Below are 13,566 nucleotides of genomic sequence, written 5' to 3'. Positions count from 1 at the left end.
TAACCAGTCAACCTTAACAATCACTATTAAAATGCGCGCCGATGTTCTGTCTCCGCCTGTATGCGGCTTGGGCGACGGCGAGGCTGCATTCGAGTAGGTTGCGGTTTTCGTATTCGGACGCGGTGTGCGGTTCGGCTTGATTTTGCTTCCAAAGCCGCAGTTGGTCGATGGCGCGGCGCAGGCCGGTATCGTTGCGGAGGATGCCGAGATGGCGTTGGTTGAACGCTTGCAGGACGGGGCGGCTGAATGCGCTTTGGATGCCGTCTGAAAAGATGCCTGCTTCGGCGGTGGGGTTTTCAGACGACCTTTTGGACGGTACGGTTTGGAATGCTTGTCCTTCCGCGATGGTTTGGGCGGCAAGCCTGGCGGTAACGACGCATTCGAGCAGGGAGTTGCTGGCGAGGCGGTTGGCTCCGTGCAGCCCTGTGCAGGCGGTTTCGCCTAAGGCGTAGAGCTGCGGCAGGGAGGTTCTGCCGCAGGGGTCGGTTTGGATGCCGCCGCAGGTGTAGTGTTGCACGGGGCGGACGGGGATGGCTTGGCGCGTGATGTCCAAGCCGCATTGGGACAGGCAGTGCCGATGAATGGAAGGGAAATGCTGACGGACGAACGCTGCGGGTTGATGGCTGATGTCGAGCGAGACGAAGTCTTGCGTTTGTTTGGCGATTTCGGCGGCGATGGCGCGGGCAACGATGTCGCGCGGCGCAAGTTCGGCGCGGCGGTCGTAATGCGGCATAAACCGTTCGCCCGCTTGGTTGGTCAGGATACCGCCTTCGCCGCGCACGGCTTCGGAAATCAGGAAGGTGCGGCCGTTTTCAGACGGCCTTGCCAAGCCTGTAGGGTGGAATTGGATAAATTCGAGGTTTTCCACTGCGCAGCCTGCGCGTATCGCCATGGCGATGGCGTCGCCCGTGCATTCGGGCGGCGTGGTGGTGGCGGCGTAAATCTGTCCCAAGCCGCCGCCTGCGAGTACGGTATGGCGGGCACGGATGCGGTAGGTTTCTTGCGTTCGGCAGTCGAGGACGGTCAGTCCGCATGCTGCGCCTGATTCGGTTTGAACGTCCAACGCCATCTGCCGCCCGCAAACGCGGATGTTCGGGCGGCGGCGTATTTGGGCAATCAGGCTCTGCATGACGGCTTCGCCCGTGTAGTCGGCGACGTGGGCGATTCGGCGGCAGGTGTGCCCGCCTTCGCGCGTCAGGTGCAGGCCGTTATTATTTTGGTCGAACGCCACACCCTGCGCCAGCAGCCATTCGATTGCCGGTTTGCCCTGCGACAGGATGGCGCGGACGGCGGCTTCGTCGCATAAACCCGCGCCCGCTTCCAAAGTATCGGCGACGTGTTTTTCGATGTCGTCCTCTCCCGACCACGCCGCCGCAATCCCGCCTTGCGCATGACGGCTGGCGGTGTCGTCCAGCCGGTTTTTGCACAAAATGACGATGCAGAACGATTCAGGCAGCGACAGGGCGAGCGTCAGTGCCGCCAGCCCGTTTCCGGCAATCAATACGTCGCAATCGGTTTGCATGGTGTTGTCCTTGTTTGAGAGGCCGTCTGAAACGGCAATATTGACGGCAAATCAGGCGGGCCCCATGCCGTTGAACACATCTTTTTTCTTCAGTCCTGCCGCGAAGTCGAGCATACGCTGCAAAGGCAGTTTGGCGGCTTCGCCCAGCTTCCTGTCCAACAGGATTTCGTTGTACCCGCTTGTCAGGGCGTGTTTGATGCCACCCAGCGAATTCATCGCCATCCACGGGCAGAACGCGCAACTTTTGCAGCTTCCGCCGTTGCCCGCCGTCGGGGCGGCGATAAATTCTTTGTCGGGTGCCTGCTTTTGCATTTCGTGTAGGATGCCCAAGTCGGTTGCTACGATGAATTTTTTTTCAGGGCGCGATACGGCGGCCTTCAGCAGTTTGCTGGTCGAGCCGACCACGTCGCCCAGTTCGATGACGCTTTGCGGCGATTCGGGATGAACCAGCACCACCGCGTCGGGATGTTCCGCCTTCAACGCCGCCAATTCCTGCCCTTTAAATTCGTTGTGGACGATGCACGAACCCTGCCACAGCAGCATATCCGCGCCCGTTTCGCGGCGGATGTAGTCGCCGAGGTGGCGGTCGGGTCCCCAAATCAGTTTCTCGCCGCGCGATTTCAGATACGACACGATTTCCAACGCCACTGAAGACGTTACCACCCAGTCGGCACGCGCTTTCACGGCGGCGGAAGTGTTGGCGTACACCACCACCGTACGGTCGGGGTGTTGGTCGCAAAACGCCGAAAACGCCTCTTCCGGACAACCCAAATCCAAAGAACATTCCGCTTCCAAATCAGGCATCAGCACCGTTTTTTCAGGGCAGAGGATTTTCGCGCTCTCGCCCATGAATCGCACACCCGCCACCACCAGCGTACCGGCTTCGTGTTCCGCGCCGAAGCGTGCCATTTCCAGCGAATCGCCCACGCATCCGCCTGTTTCCAAAGCCAAATCCTGAATCAGAGGATCAACATAATAATGCGCCACCAAGACCGCGTTTTTCTCCTTCAGCAAAGCCTTGATTTCGTCTTTCAGACGGCCTGCCGTTTCGCGGTCGGGCGTGTCGGCAACCTTCGCCCACGCCTGACGGATTTGGCAGGCGGAAGTCGGCATCTGAATGAGGGGCATATCGTAATCGAACGAGCGGCGGGCGGCGGTTTGCATGATGTTTCCTTGTAGCTGGTTTTCAGACGGCATGAAGGTTTGCCGTCTGTTTTTCAAACTGTTTTATATTATGCTCAACTTGAGTATAATATGCAAGGTCGTCTGAAAACAGGTTTGAGATACCGCAAAACCGACCCGCTTCGTTCCGACAAACCGCTTTGGTTTATAGTGGATTAACAAAAATCAGGACAAGGCGACGAAGCCGCAGACAGTACAAATAGTACGGCAAGGCGAGGCAACGCTGTACTGGTTTAAATTTAATCCACTATACAATAAAGCCTTTCCCACCCGCAGAAAGCTGAGCATGGATGCCTACCCCGAAGCCGAAGCCCCGCCGCAAAGTATCGTCGAGCTGGTTCCTGTACTGATCGCCATTACAAACGGCAGCTTGAGGGTTTTGACCGTTGCCCAAGGAGCGCTGCTGCCCAACGGCCTGCTTGCACCGCTTCGCCACTCCTTGCAGGCAGGGGTCAGGATGTGGGTCGCCAAGCAGACATCTCAGCCCATGGGTTATGTAGAACAGCTTTACACATTTGTCGATACGCGCCGTCAAAACGAGCAAGGCCTGCCTGTCTTGTACGTCAGCTATCTGGGGCTGGTGCGCGAGGCCGCCGACAGCATCCTGCATCCCGACGCGAAATGGCAGGACTGCTACAGCTATTTCCCGTGGGAAGATTTGCGTACCGACGGCGAGCAGCGCGACGCCATCGTCAGCCGCCTGCGCATTTGGGCAAACTCGGCGGACACGGAGGAAGTGCGCCAAAAGCGGCTCAAACGCATTCATTTGTGTTGGGGGGGCGAACCGGAAAACTGGTCAGAAGAATACGTTTTGCAACGCTATGAAATGCTGTATGAAAGCGGCCTGATAGCGGAAGCCGCCGAGCCGCAGGCAAACTTCGACTTCGCGCTTACGGGACAGCCCATGCGCCACGACCACCGCCGCGTGTTGGCGACCGCCCTGTCCCGCCTGCGTGCCAAAATCAAATACCGCCCCGTGATTTTTGAACTGATGCCGCCCGAATTCACGCTGCTGCAACTGCAAAACAGCGTCGAAGCCATCAGCGGCAGATTGCTGCACAAGCAAAACTTTCGCCGCCAGATTCAGCAGCAAAACCTTATCGAGCCGTCGGATACCGGCGTATCGGGCAGCAAAGGCCGTCCCGCGCAGCTTTACCGCTTCCGCGACGACGTTCTGCCCGACCAGCTGATTTCTGATATCGGACTGCCACTGGGTAGCCGCTAACTGATTTTCAGACGGCTTCAAATTAAATTTTGCCCCATCGGGGCAATATCAATATTTTTCCAAATTTTTCCAACAAAGGAAACTTCATGTCGTCTGAAAACAATCTTCTTCCTTTACCCGATACCCTGTTGCATCCCATGGTAGAACAAGCCTTGAGCGAAGATTTGGGCAGGCGCGGCGACATTACGTCCGCCGCCGTCATCGCGCCCGACAAAACCGCCAAACTCTTCCTTGTCAGCCGCGAAGACGGCGTTATCGCCGGTATGGACTTGGCGCGTATCGCCTTTCAGACGATGGATCCGTCCGTCCGCTTTCAAGCCGAAATCCAAGACGGGCAAACCGTCCGCGCAGGTCAGATGCTTGCCGCCGTCGAAGGCAACGCCCGCGCCCTGCTCGCCGCCGAACGCACCGCGCTCAACTACCTCACGCACTTAAGCGGCATCGCCACCGCCACCGCGCGTGCCGTTGCCGAAGTCGCCGAATACGGTACAGACATCGTGTGCAGCCGCAAAACCATCCCCCTGCTGCGCGTCCTGCAAAAATACGCCGTCAGGGCAGGCGGCGGCGTGAACCACCGCATGGGTTTGGACGACGCCGTACTCATCAAAGACAACCACCTCGCCTATTGCGGCAGCATCGCCCAAGCAGTGCGGCAGGCAAAACAGTCGGTCGGACCATTGACCTGCGTGGAAATCGAAGTGGACACGCTGGCACAACTGGACGAAGCCATCGCGGCGGGCGCGGAACGGATTTTGCTGGACAACATGGACGACAAAACCCTGGAAGAAGCGGCAAACCGCTGCCACACGCAAACCGTCCACCCCCACACCGTCTATTGCGAAGCATCGGGCGGCATCGGCTTCAACCGCCTGAAGCGCGTGGCGCAAACCGGCGTGAACGGCATCGCCCTCGGCTATCTGACCCACAGCAGCCGTTCGTTGGACATAGGTCTGGATTTTGTGGCGTGAGTTTTAGGGTGCAGGCGGCTGTCTGATATGTCAGGCAAGGAACCGCTTAACCGTAATCCGGTTATTGCCTCAAGGAGGAAATGCCGTCTGAAATATTCTTCAGACGGCATTTTTCGTGAAGGTCGTGATGCTTTAGAAAAAAACAGCGTTTCGGGCAGGCGCGATTTAGGTATTTCGGCATTGGAACCATTTGATGAACGGTAGCCGAAAGATACGGCAGTAACGGAGCGGTCAGCCGGAACACCTATCCAATGCATCCATATCTGCCCATATTGCCACCGCGTCTTTCACTACTGTCGGCAACGCTAAAGCCATATCGGTATGTATCTGGTTTTCCTTGTCGGGGATGCGGTGCATCGTCAGGAAGGCACGACCGATGCACATCTGGCCCGTATCGTCGGCGGCGATGATGAAATACTGAACCGGATGTTGGCGTTGGACGGCCTGTTGCGCAGAACGGCCTTGATTCACGGAAAATATCCATAATGGTTTTCTTAAAAAATACGGATGATTCCGCTCGGCGGCAGGGCAGGGGGAAAGGACAGAGGCGGCAGTTTTATGCCGTCTGAAAGCCTGTCTTTACGCTTGTTTGCAAAAATAGTGGGAAAAGGAACATACAATCCTGTACAATCATATATAAATAATTGATTTATAATACAATTTATAAAGATAATCAAAATCATCCATATCTGCCGCCCGTCAATCCGCTTGGCGGGCGGAAAAGGTTTTAGGAATACCGATGAACACAATACCGCTCCACACCATACTCAAATTGATGGCGCATCCCGAACGTATGGCGATACTGATCCAACTGTTGGACGGCGATTGCAATATTGCCGAGCTGTCCGAATCCCTGTCCATGCCTGCGACAGCAGTTTCCAACCATTTGAACCGCCTGCGCGTGGAAGGTCTAGTCGATTTTACGCGTTACCACCGCATTATCGAATACCGCCTGATTTCCGAAGACGCGGTGGCGATTCTGCACACGGTTCGCGATTTGGAAAACAAACGCGTGGCATAGTGTTAGAATCCTTTCCTTTTGCCGTCTGAACGTTTCGGACAGCATTTTTCGGAAATGTTATGAAAATCACCACTTGGAACGTCAATTCGCTCAATGTGCGGCTGCCGCAAGTGCAAAACCTGCTTGCCGATAATCCGCCGGATGTCCTTGTTTTACAGGAACTCAAACTCGATCAGGACAAGTTTCCCGCCGCCGCCTTGCAGATGATGGGCTGGCACTGTGTTTGGAGCGGGCAGAAAACCTACAACGGCGTGGCAATTGTCAGCCGCAGCGTGCCGCAGGACGTGCATATCGGTTTGCCTTCCCTGCCGGATGACCCGCAACGGCGCGTGATTGCGGCGACCGTCGGCGGCGTGCGCGTCATCAATGTCTATTGCGTCAACGGCGAGGCTTTGGACAGCCCCAAATTCAAATATAAGGAACAGTGGTTTGCCGCACTGACGGAGTTTGTCCGCGATGAAATGACACGCCACGGCAAACTGGTGCTGCTGGGCGATTTCAATATCGCGCCTGCCGATGCGGACTGTTACGACCCTGAAAAATGGTATGAAAAAATCCACTGTTCGTCCGTTGAACGGCAGTGGTTTCAAAATCTGCTGGATTTGGGATTGACCGACAGCCTGCGCCAAGTCCATCCCGAAGGTGCGTTTTACACATGGTTCGACTATCGCGGCGCGATGTTCCAGCGCAAACTGGGCCTGCGTATTGACCATATATTGGTTACATCCGAAATGGCGGCCGTTTTGAAGGATGTCCGCGTCGATTTGGAGACGCGTGCGCTGGAGCGTCCGAGCGACCACGCGCCCGTGGCGGCAGAATTCGATTTGTAATTCGGGAAAGGCAAATGCCGTCTGAAACTTCGCAGGGTTTCAGACGGCATTTTGATTGAATATCCGTTTAAACGATGAGGTTGCAGAGAGTATCGCGGTATGGCGGTAACGTCTGCAAGGTTAGGCCGCATTTGCACGCCATCGGCTGCAATCCGCGGTTTCCCGGCAAACGGCAAGGCGTTATCCATAGAATTATAGTCGGGGAAAAGGGAGATACGGCTGCGCTTGCGGATATGGAAATGCCGTCTGAAGGTTGTTCAGACGGCATTCCTTTTGCGCGGGGCTTACATTTGCTGTGCCGCATTGACGGCGCGTTGGTCGGGGTTGATGAGGATTTCGACGCGGCGGTTTTGCGCGCGGCCTTCAGCCGTAGCGTTGGACGCGGCAGGCATATGCGAACCGTAGCCGTAAACCGCCAGTCGCGAAGCCGCCACGCCGCGGGATTGCAGATAGTAGGCAACCGCTTGGGCGCGGTGTTGCGAAAGCGGGTTGTTGACGGCATCCGAACCCGTGTTGTCGGTGTGCCCGTTGATGGTCAGCGTCGTGTCGGGATACTGCACCAGCGTCTGTGCGGCAGTGTTCAGGGCGTATTGCGCGTTGCCGCCCAACGCCGCGCTGCCGGTGGCGAAGGTAACGCTTTCGGGCATCACCAGCTTGATTTGGTTGCCTTGGCGTTGAACCTGGACTTGTGTGCCGGTAAGGCTTTGGCGGAGCCGCTGCTCTTGATAGTCCATATAACCGCCCACGCCCGCGCCGATTGCGCCGCAGGCAAGCGCGGAATTGCGTGCGCCTTTGCCGCTGTGGGTCAGTGCGCCGACGATGCCGCACACTGCCGCGCCGCCCAAACCGTACATGGCGGATTTGCTTGGGGACTGCTGTCCGGTTGCGGGGTCGGCAACGCAGCCGGACAGCGCGAGTGCGGATGCGGTCAGCACGACGGTAAAGGGTTTGAAGAAAGTCATGGCGTTTCCTTCCGTGTATATGTCAAACCGTACAACTATAAACAATCATGCCGTCCAAATAAGCGGCGTTAACCTGAAATTACCCGATTTTTCCCGAAACAACACCGGTTTGTCGGTATTTGCGCCGAAACTTCCGCCATATCCACAAAAAACGGACCTTGACGTCGTAACCGACCGATCCTGCACCCAGTATCAGCAATACCGCCGAAACGGGCAGGGCGAAGTGGTGTCCGATTTTATGGTAGCCCCACGCACCGATGATGCCGCCGAGCAGAAAGGCCTGCATCATGCCGCTGAGCAGCCACATTTTGGGTTTGTTGACGCGGACGTGCGGCAGGCGGGGATGGTGGGTTTTGGAGTAATACAGGGCGCGTGAGATTTCGATGCCCAAGTCGGTCGCCGTACCCGTCATGTGGGTCGAGCGGATGGCACCGCCCGATAAAAGCGTCATGACTGTGTTGTGCATCCCCATGATGAAGCAGAGCAAGAACAGCGCGAGGGAAGGGAAGACCAAGCCTCCGTCCGTATCCCATTGCAGCGCGGTAATGCCGAACAGGCCGAAAACCAGCAGGTAAACCGCTTCCAGCCACATCGACAACCCGTAGCTGCCCCGAAAGCGCATCTGCTGCGTCCATAAAATCACCCAGCCCGAATGCGCCGCACCCGCGATGAAACACAACACGCTGACCATCGCCACCGCTGCCGCCGTCCATTGCTTCAGATATACCATGTCCGCCAGCAGCGACATCGAGCCGGTAACGTGCGACGTGTAGCGGGCAAATGCAAAAAAACCGCCGGCATTGATTGCGCCTGCCAGCAGCGACATGATGTAGCCCAAACGGCGGAAACGCGCATCGGAGATATGGTGTTCGTGCAGGTACGGGCGGTCTGCCTGCCAAAACGGAGGCAGATGCAGGCGGTTGCGGCGCGGAGTGCGGGCGTGTTTGGCGTGGCGGTCGGATTCGTTCATAATGGGCGGACGGTTCGGAAAGCATGTTCAAGAACCGCATTTTATAGCGAAAACAATCTAGGGGCGAACTTCACAAGTTTTTGAAAAGAGCGTACATTGAATCTGTTTCCGAGGAGGGTAGAACACCATGCGCCGATACATCGCGGCCGCTGCCGCAATACTCATACTGACTGCCTGCGCCACACCCGAACAGCAGGCGGCATACCGTCAGGCACAGCAACGCTACGAACAGGACCTGCAAGTCGCCCTTGCAGCGCAATGCGACCGCGAGACCGCACAGCTTATCCGCCGTCAGTTCGATTCAGGATATGCGCCCATGCCCGATGCCGAAAGACAGATATTTAAAACACGCTATACCGAAAAGCTTTCCGATCCCATGTTCCAAGCCTGTTACAAAATGGCGTGGCAGAACTACATCTCGCAACAGCAGCTCAAAGAAGTACGCCTGTACCGCTATTACGACGACTGGGGCTATCCCTTCTACCGCCCCTGGTGGTGGTAGTCAGAAGCGGCGGCATATGCCGTCTGAACACGCCTACTGTCTATAAACCGTAATACCGTTTACAATGACCGCCTGTTTCACCACATACCCGAACGCAACAATGAGAATCAGGCTGGGGCGGCATGACGCGCCCGACTTTCCACAGGGGGCCGCCGTAACCATAGGCAATTTCGACGGCGTACACCTCGGACACAAACACATCCTCCAAAAACTCCGCCTCGAAGCCGATACGCGCGGATTACCCGTCGTTGCCGTTATCTTCGAACCCCAACCCAAAGAATTTTTTGCCGCCCTTGCAGGCAAAACCCCGCCGTGCCGCATCAGCCCCCTGCGCACCAAGCTCGAATTATTGGAAGGCACAGGCTGCGTCGATGCCGTCTGGGTTTTACGTTTCGATCAAAATTTTTCCGAAATATCCGCGCAAGCATTTATCGACCGCCTGCTGCGTCAAACCTTAAATACGCGTTATTTGCTCGTCGGCGACGATTTCCGTTTCGGCGCGGGGCGGGAAGGCTGTTTTGAACTGTTGGCACAACAGCCCGATATGCAAACTGAGCGCACGCCTTCCGTCATCGTCGAAGACATCCGCACTAGCAGTACCGCCGTGCGACAAGCCCTTTCAGACGGCAACCTTGCCTATGCGAAAAAACTTTTGGGACACGACTACGTTTTGGGGGGCAGGGTGGTACACGGCAGAAAGCTAGGACGCACCCTAAACGCCCCGACCGCCAATATCCGCCTGCCCAACCACCGTTATGCCCTCGGCGGCGTGTTCGTCGTCGATGCGGACGGCGCATTCGGCACGCGGCGCGGTGTGGCGAGCTTCGGCTTCAATCCCACCGTCGGCGGCGGCTGTTCTCAAAAGCTGGAAGTCCACCTCTTCGACTTTCAAGGCGATTTGTACGGACAGCACCTCAACATCCGTTTCCTGCACAAACTGCGCGATGAAGAAAAGTTTGACGGTATGGAAGAACTGAAAAGGCAGATAGCAGCCGATATGGAAGCTGCAAAGTGTTGGTAGAAAAACCTTATACAAACCATCCGATTGGGCTACAATCAATCTTTTAACTTTTCAGACGGCATAGGGGTTTCCCGTTGTGAAATGCTGTTTGAGGCGCAATGCCGTCTGAAACCGAAATTATTGTAACAATAGAGATTAAAAAATGACCGATTACAGTAAAACCGTCAACCTGCTCGAGAGCCCGTTTCCGATGCGCGGCAATCTTGCCAAGCGCGAGCCTGCATGGCTGAAAAGCTGGTACGGGCAAAAACGCTACCAAAAACTGCGCGAAATCGCCAAAGGCCGTCCGAAATTTATTCTGCACGACGGCCCTCCGTATGCCAACGGCGACATCCACATCGGTCATGCCGTCAATAAAATTCTCAAAGACATCATTATCCGCAGCAAAACCCAAGCCGGTTTTGACGCGCCTTATGTACCGGGTTGGGACTGCCACGGCCTGCCCATCGAAGTGATGGTGGAAAAGCTGCACGGCAAAGACATGCCCAAAGCGCGTTTCCGCGAATTGTGCCGCGAATATGCCGCCGAACAGGTTGCCCGCCAGAAAAAAGACTTTATCCGCTTGGGCGTGTTGGGCGACTGGGACGATCCTTACCTGACCATGGATTTCAAAACCGAAGCTGATACCGTGCGTATGCTCGGCGAAATCTACAAATCCGGCTATCTCTATCGCGGCGCAAAACCGGTTCAATTCTGCTTGGACTGCGGCTCTTCGCTGGCGGAAGCGGAAGTGGAATATAAAGACAAAGTATCGCCTGCGATTGACGTTGCCTATCCGTTTAAAGACACTGCCGCGCTTGCCGCCGCATTCGGTTTGGCAGGTATCGAAGGCAAAGCGTTTGCCGTTATCTGGACAACCACGCCTTGGACGCTGCCTGCGAGCCAAGCTGTTTCAGCTGGCGCAGACGTGGTGTATCAACTGATTGATACGCCTAAAGGCAAATTGGTGTTGGCCAAAGATTTGGCAGAAGACGCGCTCAAACGTTACGGTTTTTCAGACGGCATTGCTATTCTTGCCGAAACTACCGGCGACAAGCTGGAAAACCTGCACATGAATCATCCGTTCCTCGAACGTGATATTCCCATGCTCAACGGCGACCATGTGACCACCGATGCCGGTACAGGCTTGGTGCATACTGCGCCTGCGCATGGTCTGGAAGACTACGCTGTCTGCAATAAATACGGCATTGAGCTTTACAACCCCGTCAATGCCGAAGGCAAATACATCAGCGAAACACCTCGTGTCGCTGGTATGCGCGTTTGGGAAGCCAATCCCGTTATCCTGCAATGGTTGGAAGAAACCGGCAACCTTTTGGCAAGCAGTAAAATCGAACACAGCTACGCGCACTGCTGGCGGCACAAAACGCCGCTGATTTACCGCGCGACCGGTCAATGGTTTGTCGGTATGGACAAAGCCGGTGCCGACGGCAAAACCCTGCGCGACAAAGCCATCAAGGCCGTGGACGATACCGAGTTTTTCCCGTCTTGGGGGCGCGCGCGTTTGGAAGCGATGATCGAAGGCCGCCCCGACTGGGTGGTTTCACGCCAACGCTATTGGGGCACGCCGATGACTTTCTTTGTTCACAAAGAAACGGGCGAGCTGCATCCGAACTCTGCCGAACTTTTGGAAAAAGTCGCGCAACGCATCGAAGAAAAAGGCATCGAGGCTTGGTTCTCCCTCGATAAGGGCGAATTGTTGAGCGCAGAAGATTGCGAAAACTACGACAAACTTTCCGATACGATGGACGTATGGTTCGACTCCGGCTCGACCCATTATTCTGTCTTGAAACAGCGCGAAGAATTGGACTGGCCCGCCGACCTCTACCTCGAAGGCAGCGACCAACACCGCGGCTGGTTCCAATCGTCTATGTTGACCGGTTGCGCCTCATCCATGGGGCGCGCGCCGTACAAACAGCTGCTGACCCACGGTTTCGTGGTTGACCAAAACGGTCGCAAAATGTCGAAATCTATCCGCAACGTCGTCGCGCCGCAAGAAGTGTATAACGAGTTCGGCGCGGACATTTTGCGCCTGTGGGCGGCATCCACCGATTACAGCGGCGAATTGTCGATTTCCAAAGAAATCCTCAAACGTGTAACTGAAAGCTACCGCCGTATCCGCAACACCTTGAGCTTCCTGTTTGCCAACCTCAGCGACTTCAATCCTATTGAAGATGCCGTGCAACAGGCAGACATGGTGGAAATCGACCGCTATGCCTTGGTATTGGCACGTCAGCTGCAAGAGCGTCTGGCAGGCGACTTTTATCCTCGCTACGCCTTCCACTTTGCTGTAAAAGACATTGTTTCTTTCTGCTCGGAAGATTTGGGCGCGTTCTACCTCGACATCCTGAAAGACCGCCTCTACACTACCAAAGCAGACAGCCATGCACGCCGCAGCGCGCAAACCGCCCTGTACCACATCACGCGCAGCCTAGTTCTCTTGATTGCACCGATTTTGTGCTTTACCGGCGAGGAAGCGTGGGACATCATTGGCGGCGGCGAAGAAGACAGCGTCCTCTTCCATACTTGGCACGAGTTCCCGCCCATCAACGAAAAAGCCGAAGCCGAACTGGTGAAAAAATGGACGGTAATCCGCGAAGCCCGCGAAGCCGTAACCGCCGCCATCGAGCCTTTGCGCGCCGACAAAACCGTCGGTTCGTCCTTGCAAGCCGAAGCCGAAATTACGGCTCCGGAAGAAATGGCCGGCTATCTGAACGCTTTGGGCGAAGAATTGCGCTTTGCTTTGCTGGTGTCTAAAGCAGAAGTGAAAGTAGGTGATGAACTTGCCGTAACCGCCAAAGCCAGCGGCGGCGAAAAATGCGAACGCTGCTGGCACTACACCCACGATGTGGGCGCAGTTGCAGGCCATGAAACCGTCTGCAAACGCTGTGCAGAGAATGTCGGCGGAGAAGGCGAAACGCGCCATTACGCCTGATAAAGTTTGAGCAAATGCCGTCTGGAACCGCCAAACAGCATTTCAGACGGCATTTTTTGCGCCGCGATTTGTCTTCATAATGGCGGAGGGGTTTCAAGATTACGGTGTTGTCGGGAATGATGGAAAATGGTGGGAATTGTGTAAAAAATGCCGTCTGAAACCGTTGGAAGCATCGGAAACGTTGGAGTCGATGAATCGGTGGGCTGAACCCACCCTACAGCCACGCCACAGTTTACCTTGCAGCCAACCCTGCGGCGTACTTAAACCAACACGGAAACTTATATGCCGTCATTCCCGCGCAGGCGGGAATCCGAACACGTCCGCACGGAAACCCGCATCCCGTCATTCCCACGAAAGTGGGAATCTAGAATCTCGGGGTTTCAGTCATTTCCGATAGATTCCCGCCGCGTCGGGGGTCTGGATTCCCGCCT

Annotated in this window: 13 protein-coding genes; 8 read left to right on the top strand and 5 right to left on the bottom strand. The window is 55.9% G+C overall.

What is annotated here, in order from left to right; translation table 11 throughout:
• Positions 1-13: 13 nt before the first annotated feature.
• Together nadB and nadA are read right to left on the bottom strand one after the other, a co-directional pair.
• Positions 14-1,522 (bottom strand): L-aspartate oxidase, encoded by a 1,509-nt coding sequence (gene nadB, locus Q9J80_RS02470; RefSeq protein WP_301672837.1) that lies wholly within the window; start codon positions 1,520-1,522, stop codon positions 14-16.
• Between the two features lie 51 nt (positions 1,523-1,573).
• Positions 1,574-2,686 carry a quinolinate synthase NadA gene (gene nadA / locus Q9J80_RS02465; protein WP_301672858.1) on the bottom strand — a complete coding sequence of 371 codons (1,113 nt, stop codon included), beginning with the start codon at positions 2,684-2,686 and terminating at the stop codon, positions 1,574-1,576.
• A 304-nt stretch (positions 2,687-2,990) separates the two neighbouring features.
• On the opposite strand from nadA, the gene Q9J80_RS02460 reads away from it, so the two are divergent.
• The 3 genes from Q9J80_RS02460 (at position 2,991) to Q9J80_RS02450 (ending at position 5,101) form a co-directional block, all read left to right on the top strand.
• On the top strand, positions 2,991-3,929 hold the full coding sequence (locus Q9J80_RS02460; protein ID WP_301672838.1) for an NUDIX hydrolase: 939 nt from the start codon (positions 2,991-2,993) through the stop codon (positions 3,927-3,929).
• Positions 3,930-4,015: 86 nt separating this feature from the next.
• The gene (gene nadC, locus Q9J80_RS02455; RefSeq protein WP_304671426.1) at positions 4,016-4,897 is read left to right on the top strand and encodes a carboxylating nicotinate-nucleotide diphosphorylase; all 882 of its coding nucleotides are present in this window, start codon (positions 4,016-4,018) and stop codon (positions 4,895-4,897) included.
• A 27-nt stretch (positions 4,898-4,924) separates the two neighbouring features.
• Entirely contained in the window at positions 4,925-5,101 is a 177-nt protein-coding gene (locus Q9J80_RS02450) for a hypothetical protein (protein ID WP_304673163.1), read from the top strand.
• A 27-nt stretch (positions 5,102-5,128) separates the two neighbouring features.
• Here Q9J80_RS02450 and Q9J80_RS02445 read toward each other — a convergent pair whose 3' ends face one another.
• Complete coding sequence (locus tag Q9J80_RS02445; protein ID WP_304671427.1) at positions 5,129-5,368, bottom strand: hypothetical protein; 240 nt, start codon at positions 5,366-5,368, stop codon at positions 5,129-5,131.
• Between the two features lie 268 nt (positions 5,369-5,636).
• Between Q9J80_RS02445 and Q9J80_RS02440 the strand changes: the two genes are divergently transcribed.
• Positions 5,637-5,918 carry an ArsR/SmtB family transcription factor gene (locus tag Q9J80_RS02440; RefSeq protein ID WP_304671428.1) on the top strand — a complete coding sequence of 94 codons (282 nt, stop codon included), beginning with the start codon at positions 5,637-5,639 and terminating at the stop codon, positions 5,916-5,918.
• Positions 5,919-5,977: 59 nt separating this feature from the next.
• A complete protein-coding gene (xth, locus tag Q9J80_RS02435) occupies positions 5,978-6,748 on the top strand; it encodes an exodeoxyribonuclease III (protein ID WP_304671429.1) in 771 nt (256 codons plus the stop codon).
• 284 nt (positions 6,749-7,032) lie between these two features.
• Here the strand turns inward: xth and Q9J80_RS02430 are convergent, their stop codons facing one another.
• Entirely contained in the window at positions 7,033-7,710 is a 678-nt protein-coding gene (locus tag Q9J80_RS02430) for a YiaD family glycine zipper/OmpA-like lipoprotein (RefSeq protein ID WP_304671430.1), read from the bottom strand.
• Positions 7,711-7,789: 79 nt separating this feature from the next.
• Positions 7,790-8,680 (bottom strand): YoaK family protein, encoded by an 891-nt coding sequence (locus tag Q9J80_RS02425; RefSeq protein ID WP_301672844.1) that lies wholly within the window; start codon positions 8,678-8,680, stop codon positions 7,790-7,792.
• 127 nt (positions 8,681-8,807) lie between these two features.
• Between Q9J80_RS02425 and Q9J80_RS02420 the strand changes: the two genes are divergently transcribed.
• The 3 genes from Q9J80_RS02420 to ileS all read left to right on the top strand — a co-directional run bounded on the left by Q9J80_RS02420 (position 8,808) and on the right by ileS (position 13,135).
• Positions 8,808-9,182, top strand: coding sequence for a hypothetical protein (locus Q9J80_RS02420; protein WP_301672845.1), 375 nt, complete (start codon positions 8,808-8,810; stop codon positions 9,180-9,182).
• 100 nt (positions 9,183-9,282) lie between these two features.
• Positions 9,283-10,203, top strand: a complete 921-nt coding sequence (gene ribF / locus Q9J80_RS02415; protein WP_301672846.1) for a bifunctional riboflavin kinase/FAD synthetase — start codon at positions 9,283-9,285, stop codon at positions 10,201-10,203.
• A gap of 142 nt (positions 10,204-10,345) precedes the next feature.
• A complete protein-coding gene (gene ileS, locus Q9J80_RS02410; RefSeq protein WP_301672847.1) occupies positions 10,346-13,135 on the top strand; it encodes an isoleucine--tRNA ligase in 2,790 nt (929 codons plus the stop codon).
• Positions 13,136-13,566: the final 431 nt, after the last annotated feature.

This window comes from Neisseria blantyrii (assembly GCF_962747855.1).
In the GTDB taxonomy this organism is placed as follows: Bacteria; Pseudomonadota; Gammaproteobacteria; order Burkholderiales; family Neisseriaceae; genus Neisseria; species Neisseria viridiae.
This window is presented reverse-complemented; position numbering and strand designations above follow the sequence as displayed.

Excerpts from the sequence above, each read along its gene's own strand:
- nadB (WP_301672837.1), bottom strand. The coding sequence starts at position 1,522 with ATGCAAACCGATTGCGACGTATTGATTGCCGGAAACGGGCTGGCGGCA.
- nadA (WP_301672858.1), bottom strand. The coding sequence starts at position 2,686 with ATGCAAACCGCCGCCCGCCGCTCGTTCGATTACGATATGCCCCTCATT.
- Q9J80_RS02460 (WP_301672838.1), top strand. The coding sequence starts at position 2,991 with ATGGATGCCTACCCCGAAGCCGAAGCCCCGCCGCAAAGTATCGTCGAG.
- nadC (WP_304671426.1), top strand. The coding sequence starts at position 4,016 with ATGTCGTCTGAAAACAATCTTCTTCCTTTACCCGATACCCTGTTGCAT.
- Q9J80_RS02450 (WP_304673163.1), top strand. The coding sequence starts at position 4,925 with ATGTCAGGCAAGGAACCGCTTAACCGTAATCCGGTTATTGCCTCAAGG.
- Q9J80_RS02440 (WP_304671428.1), top strand. The coding sequence starts at position 5,637 with ATGAACACAATACCGCTCCACACCATACTCAAATTGATGGCGCATCCC.
- xth (WP_304671429.1), top strand. The coding sequence starts at position 5,978 with ATGAAAATCACCACTTGGAACGTCAATTCGCTCAATGTGCGGCTGCCG.
- Q9J80_RS02430 (WP_304671430.1), bottom strand. The coding sequence starts at position 7,710 with ATGACTTTCTTCAAACCCTTTACCGTCGTGCTGACCGCATCCGCACTC.
- Q9J80_RS02425 (WP_301672844.1), bottom strand. The coding sequence starts at position 8,680 with ATGAACGAATCCGACCGCCACGCCAAACACGCCCGCACTCCGCGCCGC.
- Q9J80_RS02420 (WP_301672845.1), top strand. The coding sequence starts at position 8,808 with ATGCGCCGATACATCGCGGCCGCTGCCGCAATACTCATACTGACTGCC.
- ribF (WP_301672846.1), top strand. The coding sequence starts at position 9,283 with ATGAGAATCAGGCTGGGGCGGCATGACGCGCCCGACTTTCCACAGGGG.
- ileS (WP_301672847.1), top strand. The coding sequence starts at position 10,346 with ATGACCGATTACAGTAAAACCGTCAACCTGCTCGAGAGCCCGTTTCCG.